Source organism: Streptosporangium saharense, from assembly GCF_014203715.1.
GTDB classification, from domain to species: Bacteria; Actinomycetota; Actinomycetes; order Streptosporangiales; family Streptosporangiaceae; genus Streptosporangium; species Streptosporangium saharense.
Genome location: NZ_JACHJP010000002.1, coordinates 54,557 through 69,880, shown reverse-complemented (window position 1 = coordinate 69,880; position 15,324 = coordinate 54,557). Strand labels below are relative to the sequence as shown.

Annotated in this window: 14 protein-coding genes; 6 read left to right on the top strand and 8 right to left on the bottom strand. The window is 70.5% G+C overall.

What is annotated here, in order from left to right:
- Positions 1-23: 23 nt before the first annotated feature.
- Positions 24-458 carry an NUDIX hydrolase gene (locus FHS44_RS09350; RefSeq protein WP_184713578.1) on the bottom strand — a complete coding sequence of 145 codons (435 nt, stop codon included), beginning with the start codon at positions 456-458 and terminating at the stop codon, positions 24-26.
- Between the two features lie 203 nt (positions 459-661).
- Here FHS44_RS09350 and FHS44_RS09345 point away from each other — a divergent pair, with 203 nt between their 5' ends.
- On the top strand, positions 662-1,228 hold the full coding sequence (locus FHS44_RS09345; RefSeq protein ID WP_184713577.1) for a dihydrofolate reductase family protein: 567 nt from the start codon (positions 662-664) through the stop codon (positions 1,226-1,228).
- Here the strand turns inward: FHS44_RS09345 and FHS44_RS09340 are convergent, their stop codons facing one another.
- Positions 1,229-2,038: a PHP domain-containing protein gene (locus FHS44_RS09340; protein ID WP_184715133.1), complete on the bottom strand. Its 810-nt coding sequence runs from the start codon at positions 2,036-2,038 to the stop codon at positions 1,229-1,231. It abuts the gene before it with no gap.
- A 278-nt stretch (positions 2,039-2,316) separates the two neighbouring features.
- Positions 2,317-3,495, bottom strand: coding sequence for a cytochrome P450 (locus tag FHS44_RS09335; RefSeq protein WP_184713576.1), 1,179 nt, complete (start codon positions 3,493-3,495; stop codon positions 2,317-2,319).
- Positions 3,496-3,808: 313 nt separating this feature from the next.
- Here FHS44_RS09335 and FHS44_RS09330 point away from each other — a divergent pair, with 313 nt between their 5' ends.
- From FHS44_RS09330 to FHS44_RS09320, 3 genes are all read left to right on the top strand, one after another.
- Positions 3,809-4,546, top strand: coding sequence for a VOC family protein (locus tag FHS44_RS09330; protein WP_184713575.1), 738 nt, complete (start codon positions 3,809-3,811; stop codon positions 4,544-4,546).
- A 168-nt stretch (positions 4,547-4,714) separates the two neighbouring features.
- Positions 4,715-6,043, top strand: coding sequence for an SWIM zinc finger family protein (locus FHS44_RS09325; RefSeq protein WP_184713574.1), 1,329 nt, complete (start codon positions 4,715-4,717; stop codon positions 6,041-6,043).
- A complete protein-coding gene (locus FHS44_RS09320) occupies positions 6,040-9,168 on the top strand; it encodes a DUF7824 domain-containing protein (protein ID WP_184713573.1) in 3,129 nt (1,042 codons plus the stop codon). The genes FHS44_RS09325 and FHS44_RS09320 overlap by 4 nt, the downstream gene beginning before the upstream one ends.
- 40 nt (positions 9,169-9,208) lie before the next feature.
- Here FHS44_RS09320 and FHS44_RS09315 read toward each other — a convergent pair whose 3' ends face one another.
- From FHS44_RS09315 to FHS44_RS09295, 5 genes are all read right to left on the bottom strand, one after another.
- Positions 9,209-10,354, bottom strand: a complete 1,146-nt coding sequence (locus FHS44_RS09315; RefSeq protein WP_184713572.1) for an RNA polymerase sigma factor — start codon at positions 10,352-10,354, stop codon at positions 9,209-9,211.
- Positions 10,355-10,359: 5 nt separating this feature from the next.
- Positions 10,360-10,767 (bottom strand): YciI family protein, encoded by a 408-nt coding sequence (locus FHS44_RS09310; RefSeq protein WP_184715131.1) that lies wholly within the window; start codon positions 10,765-10,767, stop codon positions 10,360-10,362.
- A 32-nt stretch (positions 10,768-10,799) separates the two neighbouring features.
- Positions 10,800-11,291 carry a pyridoxamine 5'-phosphate oxidase family protein gene (locus FHS44_RS09305; protein ID WP_184713571.1) on the bottom strand — a complete coding sequence of 164 codons (492 nt, stop codon included), beginning with the start codon at positions 11,289-11,291 and terminating at the stop codon, positions 10,800-10,802.
- A gap of 175 nt (positions 11,292-11,466) precedes the next feature.
- Positions 11,467-12,099 (bottom strand): DUF6461 domain-containing protein, encoded by a 633-nt coding sequence (locus FHS44_RS09300; RefSeq protein ID WP_184713570.1) that lies wholly within the window; start codon positions 12,097-12,099, stop codon positions 11,467-11,469.
- 292 nt (positions 12,100-12,391) lie between these two features.
- A complete protein-coding gene (locus FHS44_RS09295; protein ID WP_184713569.1) occupies positions 12,392-12,820 on the bottom strand; it encodes a MarR family winged helix-turn-helix transcriptional regulator in 429 nt (142 codons plus the stop codon).
- A 187-nt stretch (positions 12,821-13,007) separates the two neighbouring features.
- On the opposite strand from FHS44_RS09295, the gene FHS44_RS09290 reads away from it, so the two are divergent.
- Complete coding sequence (locus FHS44_RS09290) at positions 13,008-13,934, top strand: quinone oxidoreductase family protein (protein WP_184713568.1); 927 nt, start codon at positions 13,008-13,010, stop codon at positions 13,932-13,934.
- Positions 13,935-13,956: 22 nt separating this feature from the next.
- Complete coding sequence (locus tag FHS44_RS09285; RefSeq protein ID WP_184713567.1) at positions 13,957-15,177, top strand: FAD-dependent monooxygenase; 1,221 nt, start codon at positions 13,957-13,959, stop codon at positions 15,175-15,177.
- Positions 15,178-15,324 lie beyond the last annotated feature (147 nt).

Below are 15,324 nucleotides of genomic sequence, written 5' to 3'. Positions count from 1 at the left end.
CGAACCGGGCGGTGGTCGTGCGGTCAGTCGAAGAGCGCCCCGAGCAGGGCGCCCTGGCCGGACTGGAGGACGTGGGCGGTTTCCAGCGGGATCCAGAAACACTCGAAATTGGTGGGTTCCTGTTCGCCGTCATGGAGCTCCTGGCTGGCCCATCGCTCCGGGGTGGGCTCGGTGAGCTCCAGGTGGAAGACGTGGCGGTGCTGGATCTCGAACCGGTAGGGGCTGATGTCGTAGGTGACCTCGCCCAGCTTCCTGACGATCCCGAACCGGGTGAACCCCGTCTCCTCGCGGGCCTCGCGAAGGGCGGCCTCCTCCGGCCTCTCCCCCGGTTTGACGCTTCCCGCGGGGACCTGGATTCCGACCTCCTCGTCGCCGTGGTCGGTGTGCCGGAAGACCAGCAGTCGCCCGTCACGGACGACGTAACACAGCACCTTCTCCCTGACGACCTTGTCCGTCATCGGTCTCCCTTCGGTCCTGCTTGGCCGTAACCGCGACCGGCGATCGTAGCCTGCTCAGGAACCTCGCGTAAGCAACCAAAGTCGCCATGGGAGGCGTCCGAAGTTGTCAGGTTCGGGTCGTCCGTCAGCAGAGGCGGACTCCACCGTCCGGCATGCTGGCCCATGAACGATCCGTGTGAAAGCGAGAAGGACAGGAACCGGAAATGCGCAGGATCATCTTCTGGGTGCACACCTCGATCGACGGCCATATCGACGGTCCGAACGGTGAGTTCGACTGGCCCTTGATGGGCGAGGAGCTGTCGGCGTACTCCGAGGAGCTGAGCGACCGTTCTGACACCTTCCTGTACGGCCGCGGCGTATGGGAGGGCATGGTGGCCTTCTGGCCGAACGCCGAGTCGATGTCGGACCACCCGCACGTCCTGAAGTTCGCCCCCCGCTGGCGGAACACGCCGAAGATCGTCTTCTCGAGGACGCTGAAGGAGACCGACTGGGCCACCCGGGTCATCGGCGACGACCTCGCCGAGCAGGTCACCGAGCTCAAGCGGCAGGACGGCAGGGACCTGCTGCTCACCGGCGGCTCCGGCCTGGCCGCCGCGCTCACCGGCCTCGGTCTGGTCGACGAGTACCACATCGCGGTGCACCCGGTCGTGCTGGGCGGTGGCCGTCCGCTGTTCGTCCCGCGCGACGAGCGGCTCGGCCTGCGGCTGGTCGAGTCACGTACCTGTGATTCGCAGGTGGTGGTGACGCGGTACGACCGTGTACCCGGGTGATCAGCGTCGTCTCCACAGGTCGGCCGGATGCTTTCCCGACCGGAATCCGTAGGCTTCGGCCATCTCCCTCGCCTCGGAGAAACCGTGGGCCAGCGAAACGGGGTCGTGCGCGTCGCTGGCGAAGGTGATGGCCTGGCCGCCTTCCTGACGCCACCAGCGCACGACCAGCGGATGCAGGGGCACCCTGGTGTTGATCTCCAACGCCTTCCCGGCGCCCGCGAGAGCCCGCAGGACCACGCGGTAGTCGTCCTCGAACGCCGTGGGATCGTAGGGTTCGGCGTCGGCGGGCCAGTACCGGACCGGATAGTCGATGTGGGCGAGGATCTCGAAGTCGTCGAACCGCTCGATCATGAGCAACGCCTCGGCCAGGTAGCCGCGCACCACCGCCGCGGCCGGTCGGTCCCGGTAGAGGGCGGAGGTGTCGACGCCCCCGCTCTCGGTCGGCAGGGAGTGCACGGAGGCGAGCACCCGGTCGAACTCCCCCGAAACCAGCAGCTCACCGGCCCGGCGGTCGTGCCGGTGCGGCTCGCTCAGCTCGACGCCCGACAGGATCCGCAGCTCGGGAAACCGGTCGCGGCAGCGCCGCAGGCACTCCTGGTAGCCGTCGAGATCCAGTTCGGGCGGGGTCAGCACCCGGCCGTCCAGCAGGTGTTGCCACCCGTCGGGAATCTCGTCGCCCTCCCGGAGGACCCAGGCCGCGAAGTCGGCGTGCTCGGTGAAGGCCAGCGACGGCAGCCCGATCTCGACGGCCCGCGCGCAGGTCTCCTCCATGGACCCGGCCAGCGCGTCCCACGACCATTCACTGTGCACGTGACTGTCGGCGGGGAGCGAACCCGCCTCTGACGATGGACTCAACGCGACCGCCTCACCATGGCCGCATCGTCTCAGGGGTCCACACGGCGGCGACGCGCGGCCCGGCCTGTTCAGCCGTCTGCCATACCGTCGGGGGCCGCGCCGGGCCGTCGGGCCCGGCGCGACCGGCGCGACCGGCGCGACCGGCGCGACCGGCGGAAGAACCTACCAGATTCGCCACGCCTGCCGGTTGACCCGGCGGCCGGTAACCCGGCGCATCAGCTTCCTCATGGAGTTCACCTCCTCTTCTGGCTCGTGGGGGTACGGCGCAGCCGGAAGGCGGGAGGGGTGATGATGCCCGCGACATGTGGGCGTCCCTGGCCACCGTCCACCTCCAGCCGGGCGCCGTCGGTCACGGCGGCGAGCAGGTCGGTGGCCAGGCTCTGGGCGACGGAGGCACCGGCGCAGGCAAACGGACCGCCGCCGAAGGGCAGGTAGGGGCCGCGGGGGCCGGGGCTGTCCCACCGATCTGGCCGGAACCGGGTGGCTCGCGGCCAGTGCCGCTCCTCACGGTGCAGCAGGTAGGCGCAGACCGACACGCTCTCCCCCGGCTCCAGCCGTACGTCACCGATCTGATGGGCGCGCAGCACCGGACGGCCCATCAGCCACGCCACCGGCCACAGCCGCAGCGACTCCCGTACGGCCGACTCCGCGGGCACCGTCGTGAGATCGACGCCGTCGGCCGTGGCGGCGAGCAGCGCCCAGGCGACGACGTGGCCGACCGGCGCCACCGAGGTACGGAACAGCAGCAGGTACACCTGGGCGACCTGCGCGGCGGGCGTATCGGGCGGGGTTGCGCCGAGGACGGCGTCCAGCAGGTCGCCGGGTTGGCCGGGCCGTGGGTCGGCTCGCCGGGCGCGCACCTCACCGGCGACCGCCCGGACCACGCGCGCCCACAGCGCCCGTTGCCCCGTGCGGGCCAGCGGGCCACCGGAACGGATCAGGACGCCGCGCCGTACCACCAGCGTCATCAGCTCCCGCAGCGCCGGCGGGGTGTCCGGGCGCAGCAGCGCCTCGGCGAGGAAGCGGTAGGCGGCGGCGCGCCCGGCCGAAGGCCACTCACTGACCTCTCCCAGCTTCGCAACGATGGCGGGCAGCCGCTCGCGACGTGCGGCCAGGTGGGCGCGCAACGTCGTACGCGCCGCCCTACCGATCGCGACCTGCGTCGCCCTCGGCCCCAGCAGGCCACCGCGAACATGGAAGAAGTCGGACACCTCATCGTAGTTGCCCTCGGCGTCGTGCAGCACCCGCTGGGCCTCCACCGGGTCGGCCACGCACAGCGACCCGTCGTCGGGGAGCCGGAACACCGGACCCCGCTCGCGGGCCGCCCACTCGACGAACCCCAGCGGATCCCGGCGATACCATCGCGCCGCCCCACCCGTGGTGATCCGGTACGGCTCGACACCCGTGGCCATTCCCACCTGCCTCTCGCCGTCCGTGAGCTCGGATGTACGCGCGCGTCGTGCAGGCGACCGGGGCTTTCGGGCCCGCCGTACACGGCGAAGACCCTCAGACCAGGAACAGCGCCAGTTTATATCCTTAGATCACCCTTGCTTATTGTTAAGTGAACAATGAGAAATATAAGCACTTTATTGGCAAAAATGGCGAAATATCCGCATCCCGGGAAATGGTTTGTCCGTTTCCGCGGCCTGTTTGTTTCCGCGGGGCCGTAACCAAGGAAAAGCGAGACCGGCGGTCCCTCGTCCGCGCGAACGTAGGATCGGCGGCATGGCGATACGGCTTGTGCAGATTGCGATGGACGCCCGGGATGACTCCGTGGTCGGTGGGTTCTGGGCGGAGGCACTCGGTTGGAGTGTGGAAAGCGAGGGGCCCGGCGTGACCAATGTCGTGCCCGTGGGCCTCACCTATCCCGACCCCACCGTCCTCTACATCGACGTCGTCGCCGTTCCGGAGCCCAAGACTGTGAAGAACCGCGTGCACATCGACCTCGCCACCACCTCCGCGGCCCACCAGGCGGACCTGGTCGCGCGGCTCCAGGAGCTTGGCGCGACGCCCGTCGACGTGGGCCAGGGCGACGTTCCCTGGACGGTTCTCGCCGACCCGGAAGGTAACGAGTTCTGCGTGCTGGAGCCTCGGCCCGTCTACCGGGACACCGGGCCGATCGCCGCGGTGGTGGTCGACTGCGTGAATCCGCGGGTCATGGCGCGGTTCTGGGGCGAGGCGATGGACTGGACCTCGCACGAGGTCACCGACGACCACGCGGTGCTGCGCTCCGCCAAGGGGGTCGGCCCGTATCTCGAGTTCCTCCGCACCCCCGGTGTGAAGACCGTGAAGAACCGCGTCCATCTCGACCTCCGGCCGTACGCCGGTGACGACCAGGCGGCGGAGGCGGACCGGCTGCGAACCCTCGGCGCCACCGATATCGACCTCGGCCAGGGCGACGCCCCGTGGACGGTCCTCGCCGACCCGGAGGGCAACGAGTTCTGCGTCCTCACCCCACGCTGATCAGGGGGCTCGCCGCCCGTGCCGGAAGTTCCGCGTGAAGTGGTCGTCGTACGGCGAGCGGCACAGCCGGATGTCAGGAAGTCTCCATAACGGTCATCGGACGAGTTCCGGTGGCGTGCGCGTTCTGTCGGCGCTGGGTTGTCGGTGGGGTGATCTAGTGTCCCGGCCATGACTTCAGCGACGCAGGCGTACACGTACGCCGCGCCCTCCTCCCTCGTCGACGGTCGCCTCGGACTGGCGACCTCCGGCGGCCGGGCCCTGTCCGGTCCAGCCGTGGCGCCCCGGTTCTTCAGCGGCGTGGTGACCCAGGCCGCCCCCGCCGCCGCGGCCCTGCTCGGCGTCGCCGACGTGGCGCTGGCCCGCTACCACCAGCCGCAGGCGCGGCCCGGCTGGGTGCGCGACCCGGTGGTGACGTGCAACGGGGACCGGTTGCGGTTCGAGTCGTTCTCGGCCTGTGGCGGGGTGTACGCCCGGCTTGACCTGCTGAACGGCGCGCTCGACGGCGAGGTGTTCGACCGGGGCACCACCAACGTCGACGTGAACGCGCCGCTCCGGGAGGCGCTGGCGCGCATCGGCACGCGTGACCCACTGCACCTGGGGGTCGGGCTCGACGAGCTGGTCGTGACCACGATGGACGGCGCGGTCGTGGAGAAGAAGGTGCCGCTGCCCGAGCGCTGGTTGCGCGGCTTCGCCGAGGTGCAGGTCATCGCCTCCGGCATGGACCAGCGCGGTGAGCTGGCCGGTATGGCGGCGGTGCGGTTCCTGCGCGGACTGCCCAGGAAGGGAATGGTGTGGGTGGCGCAGGCGGGCAGGGACCTGAAGGTCTTCGACCGCCAGGTTCCCGGCTCGGTACGGCTGGCCGCCCCCAACCGGCTCGGCACCCTCCTGCCGCTGCTGCGCTTCGCGAAGTCCCTCCGGATGTACGGCCCGGCCGACGCCGCCTCCAGCGCCTGGGAGCTGGAACTCCCCGGTATGCGCTACACGCTCACCCTCTCCCCCGAGCGCTGGCGCGGCTTCTCCGGTGAGGGAGCGGTGCTCGACGACCTGGCCACCGACGAGGTCGAGAACGACGCCGACGTGGTGGGCATGCTGCTCAACTTCGAGCCCGAGATCGAGATCGGCCTGCTGGCCGACCGCGCGGGCATGCCCGCCGACCGGGTGCGGGCCGCGCTGACGCAGCTCGGCGTCGCCGGGCGGGTCGGCTACGACCTGTCGGAGGCCGCCCACTTCCACCGTGAGCTGCCCTACGACAAGGACAACGTGATCCTGCTCAACCCACGGCTGGCCAAGGCGCGCAAGCTCGCCGAGGCGGGAGCCGTACATCTCGAAGGTGAGCTGGCCACCGTCCTGACCTCGGGTGGCGCGCGCCGGGTCTCGCTGACCGACGGGTCCTGCACCTGCGAGTGGTGGTGGGACCATCGCGGCTCCCGTGGGCCGTGCAAACACGTGCTGGCCGCCCGGATCGTCGCCCGTGCCGCAGTGGAGGTCTCCCGATGACCCTCTGGGCGGAGATCCGCGATCTGGTCATCCGTAACCGGGTCACCCACCTGGCCGACCGGCTGGTCACGCTCACCGAGGAGGAGCGCGCCGAACTGGGCGGGCGGTTACCCGGCCTCGTCAAGGAGCTGCGTCGTGCCCTCACCGAGCAGGTGCGCGCCGATCACCCCGACGACTTCGAGGAGACGGTCTTCTGGGAGGTCGGCGACCTGCTCGACAGGCTGGCCGGTGCGCTGCTGCTGACCGGTGTCGGCGTCATCACCGGCCCGGCGGCGGCGGTGACGTGGATGACCAGCCGTGACGTCAACCGCCGCTGGGCCGAGACCCTTGACGTCGCCCAGGTGTGCCGGGTGGCGGCCACCCGCCCCCGGGAGTGGCGTCGTGACGTCGCGGTCCGGCTGGTCCAGCGGATACGTCGTCCCGCCGACCGCATCGCGCCGCTGGCCGTGGCGCTGCTGCGTGAGTCGGGTACGGTGCCACCCGACCACGACCCACTGGTGGCCGCCTGGCTGACCGCGCCGAGCGTGACCGGCGACCCGCTGACCGCCGCGCTGCTGCCCCGTGTCTTCGACGCCGACGGCGCGGGCCGCGCGCTCCGTGACGAACGGCTGGAGCCCCGGCCAACCCGCTGGCTGGCCGCCGCACGCGGGTTGCCCAGGGAGCAGGCGCTCGACGGTTGCGTGAGCCGTTTCCTGCGCGGCGGCGACGCCCAGGACCTGCGGTTCTTCGTCCGGCTGCACACGCTCCTCGACCCCACGCCGGTGGAGTCCGCCTCCCGCCTGCGCGACTACCTGCGGTTGTTGCCGACGGCTCCCGGAACGGTCGCCGAACTGGCCGCCGAGCAGGTGCATGGGGCGATGCCGCTCGACCACGCCGACCTGGTCGAGGCGGTCGACGCGCTCACCTTCCGGGACGAGGCCAAGCTCGCCGCCACGGGCCTGCGCTGGCTCGACCAGGCGATCCGGGCGACACCCGAGGCGGCCGCCGACTTCGTGACCGCGCTGACCACGGCGTACGCGCACAAATCATTCGGCGTGCACAACCGCGCGGTCGAGCTGACCCTGAAGCACGCCGACCTGTTCGCCGACCACACCGGGGCGATCCTCGACGGCGTCCACCACCTCCCCGCCGACCTGGGCGCGAAGCTGGCCAAGCGGTTCGGCGGGGAGGTCCCGGCCGGGGAACCGCTGGAGCGGAAGGAGTTCCCGCCGCTGCCCGAGCCGCAGGAGGCGCGGCGGTTTCCCGAGCCGTCGATCTCCTTCAACTACTACGAGGGCTGGATCGGCAATGAACGCTGGCTCGCGGCCTTCGTCACCGGGGCCACGGGTGACCCGGCAGAGCTGCGCCGCACGCTCAAGCCCCATGTCGAGCAGGACGTGGGTCACTGGCGGTCCAGGGAAGCGCGCCTCGACCCCGGTGATTGGCAGTCCGCGCTGTCCGCCGAGTTCGTCACTCCCGGGAGCGTGCCGGAACTGCCGCCGATCGGGCCGGAGAAGTTCTGGGACGACGCGAACCACTCCGTCCGGGTGCGTGTCCTCACCCGTGGCGAGGAGCCCGATCCGGAGCCGAGGCTTCGGCGGGTCATGTTTGGCGGCTTCCACCGGCCTGGCCGCTACCTCGACGACGACACCCCGCTGCGTGCCTTCTTCATCACCTGGAACAGCGACGACGGCCCGGACGGGGCGACCGCCCGCGAGGGCGACGAGCGGGTTCCCTTCGCCGGGGGCCGGATCCACCTGTACGACTCCCCCACCGACAACGAGCGGACGAGGCCCGATGCCCTGTACGACGACTCCGCCGAGGCCATGCCGTCCTTCATCCTCGAACCCGCGTACGAGCGCATGGCCGAGCTCGGCGTGGACCCCGCCCGGATCGCGGCGATGCGGGCGGGAGAGCGGGTGCCCCCGCCAGGCCCGGACGAGCCGTTCGTGGAGGTGACCGTCGTCTTCGTCCCAGCCCGGCTGCGTTCCTTCATGCCCGAGGAGCTGCCCGAACACGACGAGTGGCGGCGGCGCAACCAGCTGCCCTACCCGAACCGCGTCTCTCCGCCCCACGACTTCCTGCTGCACCGCTACGTGGAACTCCTCGAAGCCCTCAGGAAGGACACCCTGCCGCCCGTGCTGCTGGCCACGCCGACCTGGACGAGCGGCCACCTCGATCCCGACGTGCTGGTCGAGCGGCTGGAGACCTGCGCCGTCGCCGGGATCGAGCCGCCCCCCGCCGACCTGGCGCAGGCGCTGCTGCGGTTGCCCCGGGGCGGCCATCGGACCGCCGCCGACCGGGCCGCCAAGATCGACTCGGCGGCGGCGCGTTCGGCCGCCCGCTGGCTCGCCGGTGACGGCTTGGCCGACCCCGAGTGCGGCCACGTGTGGCGCCACATGGTGGGCGCGTCCATGGTCGACTTCGGCGACGGCGAACCGGAGCACTTCACCGAGGTCAGATTGCAGCCGGTGCTGCGGGTGACGGCTCCGACCGGCTATCGGCTGATCGACGAGGTGCTGCTGCGTGAGCCGTTCGACTGGGTGATCGACGGGTCCGGCAGCACCCTCCGGGCGTGGGCCGCCATGATGCCCTCGCACCGCGAGGTCGTGGCCGTCAACCTCCTGCCCTTCCTGCTGCGCAGCCGCTGGGACACGCGGGTGACGCCCACGGAGATCACCGGCCTGGAGATCGCCCAGGGCCCGATGGGCGAGTCCACGGCGGTGATCCTCGCCTTCCTCCTGGCCGACGGCGCGCCCGGCGCGATTCCGCTGCTCCTGAGCCTGGCCGCCAGGGGCGAGTTGCCCGCCGAGGCGATCGGCCGTCAGCTCGCGCTGGTGCTGCGCCGCACCTGGCTGGAGACCCGCCCCGCCATCGCGGCCCTGACCGAGCTGGCCGACGCCGGTGGCCAGCACGAGGTGTGGGGCATCCTGCGCACTCTGCTGCCCGGGATGCTGCCGGGTGAGGGGAAGCGCATCACCGTGATCCACGCGGAACTCGTCGCCTTCGCCACCAACGTGGCCCGCTGGACGGGTGCCCGCGAGGAGATCCCGGTCGTCGCCGAGTTCGCGCGCAGCCACCGGACGATCCGCCTCGTTCGCGAGTGCAGGCGCCTGCACACCCAGCTCACCGGGGCCTCGTCATGACCTTTGACGGCAACGGACGATCAGGCTCGCCAGGCCGTACTCACGGCTGGAGTCGTTGCCGTACTCGGGCGGCCTCGCGGGTGAGGTGGTCGCGCTCCGGCAGGCTGGTCGCCGCGCGGGCGGCTTCGCCGTACAGTGCGGCGGCCTGTTCGAGGTCACCGGCGCGTTCGAGCAGGTAGGCGCGGACCGCGGCGTAACGGGGCAGGTCGGGGCTCACCTCGGCCAGTGCCGCCAGGCCCGCCTGCGGTCCGTCGGCCTCGCCGACCGCCACCGCGCGGTTGAGCCGGACCACCGGACTGCCGGTGAGGAGCAGCAGCTCGTCGTACCACTCCACGATCTGCACCCAGTCGGTCTCGGCGGTGCTGGGGGCGTCCGCGTGCAGGGCGGCGATCGCGGCCTGCGCCTGATACTCGCCCAGCCGGTCGCGGGCCAGCGCCGTCTGCAGGATCGTCACTCCCTCGGCGATCAGGCGGGTGTCCCAGCGTGACCGGTCCTGCTCGGCGAGCGGCACCAGACGGCCTCCGGGGCCGGTGCGGGACGCGCGGCGCGCGTGGTGCAGCAGCATGAGCGCGAGCAGCCCCGCGATCTCGGGCTCGTCGGTCAGGGCGAAGAGCTGGCGGGTGAGGCGGATCGCCTCCGCCACCAGGTCGACGTCCCCGCCGTGCCCTTCGTTGAACACGAGATAGAGCACGCGCAGTACGGTGGCCACGTCTCCGGGCTGGTCGAACCTGACCGACGAGACCGTCCGTTTGGCCCTGCTGATGCGCTGGGCCATGGTCGCCTCCGGCACGAGGTAGGCCTGCGCGATCTGGCGGGTGGTCAGGCCGCCGACCGCGCGCAGCGTGAGCGCGACGGCCGAGGCCGGGGTGAGGGACGGGTGGGCGCACAGGAAGTACAGCCGGAGCGTGTCGTCCACCGTCTCGCCGGGGCCTGGCTCGGGCTCGGCCTCGACACGTGCCTCACGGTGCCGCCGGGAGGTGTCGGCGCGGGCGGCGTCGAGGAACTTGCGCCAGGCCACGGTGACCAGCCAGCCCTTGGGGTCATGAGGCAGACCGTCCTGCCACACGCGCACGGCCTCGACCAGGGCGTCCTGTACGGCGTCCTCGGCCGAGGCGAAGTCTGCTCCGCGACGGACGAGGACGCCGATCACCGTGGGGGTGAGGGTCCGCAGCAGGGACTCGTCCACGCGCGTCAGTCCGTGACGGCCGAGTGCTCGGCCAGGAACGGGCGCACCTCAAGCCACTCGTGGATCGGCTTCCCGTCCGCGCCCGGAGCCGCCGACAGCTCGCCCGCCAGCTCAAGCGCCCGCTCGTAACTGTCGACGTCGATCACCACCCAGCCGGCGATCAGGTCCTTGGTCTCCGCGAACGGGCCGTCGGTGACCGGTGGCCGCCCCTCACCGTCGTAGCGGACGAACGTGCCCTCAGGGGAGAGCCCCTGGCTGTCGACGAACTCGCCCGTGTTCTCCAGCCGGGCGATGAAGTCCCACATGTACCGCATGTGGGCCGTGACCTCCTCCGGCGTCCACCGGTCCATCGGCACGTCGTTGACCGACGCGGGAGCGCCCCGGTAGTGCTTGAGCAGCAGATATTTGGCCATCATGTTCTCCTCGGTGTTGTCGGGACTCGTGTTCAGACGCGCTCGGCCCGCCGCCGGACCAGTTCCTCGACCGCGCTCGGCAGGGTCGTCTCGAAGTCGATCAGCTTCGCCCACGTCGGGGTCACCACGATCCTGACCATGCCGTCGTAGAGCGAGCGGACCTCAGCCTCCCACTCGACCCGCTGTTCGGGCGTCATCTCGTACGAGCCGTTGATCTGGAGGTACTCGTCCGGGATGCCGTCGACGGCGTCCAGTTCGGCCCGGCCACGGATCAGCAGGATCTTGGGCGGGTGCACCTCGGTGTCGATCGTCAGGGCGACCATCGGGTTCTCGCGCAGGGCCGGAAGCTTCGGGGCGTTCTTCGTGGTGCACACGACGATCTCCGAACCGTTCCAGGTGAACGCGATCGGGACGTTCCTGGGCGTGCCGTCCCTGGCCACATAGGCCAGCCGGGTCACGTCGCGCGCCAACAGCTCCCGGCTGATCGGCCGGTCCAGAATCTCGGTGATCTCGTTCGCTCGCATGGCCGTCCCTCCGGGGATGTTGTCGTGATCCGCCCCTGGGACGGAGCCGCCGGAGCGTTCTCGACATCCGTCGGCCACGAATTCCACGTTTTTTCTGCCGTGACAGCCATACCCCGACCGTTCAGGGCCTCGTCCATGGAGAAGATGGCCCGGGAGTGGAATCCCGGTCGAAGGCTCACAGGGGCAGCGGGTCACCTTCTCGGGGATCGTCGGGAACCGCGTCGGTGATGATCCCGCCCAGCAGCGGCCCGTCCAGCAGTGCGGGGGTGAACAGAACTCCGGAGACACGGCTGGCCAGGGCGAGGGCCGCGGGAACGGAACCGGACACGTACTCCTCGTCCGGTTCGGGCTCCAGCCCCAGCTCGCGCATGTCCTCATTCAGCGCGTCGGGGTGGGTGCCCCAGCGCTCCTGGGGCGTCTGCGGGCGAAAGGCCGTCCGAATCCGGCCGTCCACGGCGTGTTCGAAGTCATGCGAGGCCGCGTAGTCGTGGCGCATGACGGAGACGGCCTCACCGCCGTCGCGGGTCAGTTCGCGCAGGGTCTCGGGCCGGGTCCCTTCCCAGCCGCTGTATTCGAAAGCGATAGTCCAGTCACCGGCCCGGGTCACCAGCACCATGTCGCAGCAACCGTCGGTCTCCTCGACGCGCTCCATGGCCTCCTCGCCGTCCGCCGGATGGATGTCGTCGTCGACCACGCCGAACCGCCGGAGCGTCTCGCGTTCGTCCAGGCCACGGACGAAGGTGACGGTGTAGATCTCCTCCTGCCAGTCGTTCTCCCACGCGTAGTCCGCAGGCATGATCTTGCGCATCGGCTTCCTCCGAGACTTCCCCTTCATGATCACGGGGAGTATGGCAGGAGAATCCGACATTCCCTTGAACGGTTACTTCGCGGCTGCTGACACGAACCCAGGTACTCAGCATCCTGTGGTGCGGCTCCGGTGGTGCCGTCAGCGGCTCACGGGTTCGGTCCCGGCTCACCCGCCGAGGCCGTCGCCGCGCGGCGGGCGGAACGAGCCCGGCGCGGTGAAGTCCTGTCAGGCCTTCCTGCCACAGGAGCCCGGTGACCTGAGGCACACCGCCCGGGAACCTCGACGGCCCTGGTCAGGTGTCCGTACGCGACGAACGGGTCGAGACGATGTTGAGCAGGTTGACAATCGGGCCGAACTGCTCCGGGTCCAGGCGGCCGGTCGCGGGCGTCAGGGCACGCCGGATGTCATCCTCCACTCGTTTGGCGAGTTCGAGTCCGGCCGGGGTCATGTACACCTCGACGACCCGTCCGTCTTCGGGGTTCTTGCCACGCGTCAGCAGCCCCCGGCGCTGGGCGCGGTCGATGAGGCCGGACATCGTGGACTTGTCCAGGCCGAGGTAGGCGGCCAGTTCGGTGACGCGAGCGCGGCGGTCGCGGAGGATGCCGAGCACCCGGAGTTGGGTGAGCGACAGATCGTGCTCGCCGCCGATACGGGTCAGCACGCCCGCCACCTCGAAGGTGGTCCGGACGAGGGCGTCCATGACGTCGTCGGCGCTGGTCATGCCGTCATGCTAGTCCGACATGGTTGGCAATGCCAACCATGTCGGAGTGAGAAGAGGCCGACGCTCTCCGGGAGTGCCGCGCGACCCGGGCTCTGCGCCAGACGATCGACGAACACGTTGACATGGTTTGCATTACCAACCATTATGGAAGTAGTTGGTAAAACAAACCATCTCTGAGGAGTGCGCCATGCATGCCGCTGTCATCCAGGCATCCGATTGCCCGCCGGTCTACCGCGACCACCCCGACCCCGTGTCACGCCACGGCGGCGAGCTGGTCGTTGAGGTCCTCGCGGCCGGCCTGCACCATCTGACCAGGTCCAGGGCGAACGGCTCGCACTACTCCAGCGGCGGCATGTACCCGCTGGTCCCCGGCGTCGACGGCGTGGTGCGCGACAAGGAGGGCAACGTCCGCTACGTGGCCCTGGACGACACGGCTCTGGGGACGTTCGCCGATCGCACCCTCATCGACCCTCGCCGCAGCGTGATCCTGCCCGACGACATCGACCCCGTGCGGATCGCCGCCGCGATGAACCCGGCCATGTCGTCCTGGGTCGCACTGCGCCGACGCGTCGACTTCCACGCCGGTCAGCGCGTCCTCGTCCTCGGCGCCACCGGCAACGCCGGACGGATGGCGGTCCAGATCGCCAAGCTGTTCGGCGCCGCCCAGGTCATCGCCGCCGGCCGCGACACCACCCGTCTGAAGGCGCTCACCGCGCTCGGCGCCGACGAGACGATCACCTTCGACCAGCTCGGCCAGGCGGCCGACGTCGACGTGGTCATCGACTATGTATGGGGCGAACGCGCCGCCGCCGCCATGATTCCGATGCTCACGGCCCGCGCCGACCGCACCGCCCCGCTGACCTGGATCCAGATCGGATCCGTCGCCGGTCAGACCGCGCCGATTCCCTCCGCGGCGCTGCGCTCCGCCCGCCTGCAGATCGTCGGCAGCGGTATCGGCTCGGTCCCTGCCCGCGACTTCCTCTCCGAACTGCCGGAGTTGGCCTCGGCGGTGGCCGCGGGTGCGATCGACGTGCGGGCCCGCGCCGTACCCCTCGCCCAGGTCGAGCAGATGTGGGCCGCGGAGACCGACGACCGCGTCGTTTTCGTCCCCTAGCCATCCCCCCGAGGAGGAAGCCATGATCTTGTTGAGCAGTGGCAGGAGACGGGCCCTGGTCGTGGGGCTCGGTGTCAGCGGCATCGCCACGGCGATCGGCCTTCGGCGCATCGGCTGGGATCCGGTGATCGTGGAGAGGGCGCCGGGCCGTCGATCGGGCGGCTACTTCGTCGTGCTGTTCGGCGCAGGCCAGGCCGCCGCGCGACGACTCGGCATTCTCGACGCCATCCCCGACCGCTCACCGCCTGACGGCGTCACCTACACGGTGGACCGCGCCGGTGTCCGCAAACCCGGCCTGGGTTTCGGAGATCTGCCGGTCTCACCTCGCATGATGTTGCGCGGTGACGTGGAACGCGCCGCCTTCACCGCGCTCCCGCATGACGTGGAGGTCCGCTACGCGACGACCCCCACCCGCATCGAGCAGGACGCCTCCGGCGTCGAGGTGACGCTCGAACACGACGGCACATCCGTGACCGAGCGGTTCGACCTCGTCGTGGGCGCCGACGGGCTGCGGTCCACGGTCCGGCGTCTCGTCTTCGGCCCGCACGACAGATATCTGCGCCGACTCGGCTACATGATCGCGGCGATGACGCTGCCGGGTCCGGTTGGTGGCCTCTCCCCGCACGAGGGGGCGAGCCTTCTCGAACCCGGCCGGGCCATGTGGGTCTTCCCGTTCGCCGACCACCCGCCCACCGTGCTCTTCTCGTACCGCACCGACGACGTCGACGCGGAGTTCACCGGCCGGCCCGCCGGACAGGTCCGTGCCGCGTACGGCCCCCAGCCCACCGGACTGCTGCTCGGCGAGGCGCTCGAAGCGCTCGACGGCGCCGACGAGTTCCTGTTCGACTCGGTGGAGCAACCCCGCATGGACGCCTGGTCACGCGGCCGGGTCGTGCTGGTCGGCGACTCCGCCTGGTGCCCCAGTCTGTACGCCGCCATGGGGATCTCCGCAGCGCTCGCCGGAGCCGACCTGCTCGCCAGCATGCTGTGCCGTCACTCCGGCGACATCCGTGGCGCGCTGCGGGCCTGGGAGGCACAGCTCCGTCCGCACATGACCTATTACCAGACCAACGGCGTCGAACAGCGGTACTTCGTCACCCCGGGCAACCGGCGGCAGATCGCCCTGCGGCCGGTCATGGCGCGCAGCCTCCGGCTCCCGGTGATCGGCAACGCCCTGCGCTCCCTGCGAAGCGGCAGCAGGTCCATCCGAGCACGGGAACTGGACATCGCCCACGCCGGCTGACGATCACCCGGTCCGCCGCCGTACACGGGGGCAGGCCAAGTAAGCCATCCAACGAAGTGGACCGATGCGGCGTTGAGGTGCCGAAGGCATGGTCTTGCGCATCGGTTTCCTCCGAGACTTCCCCCTCATGATCACGGGGAGTATGGC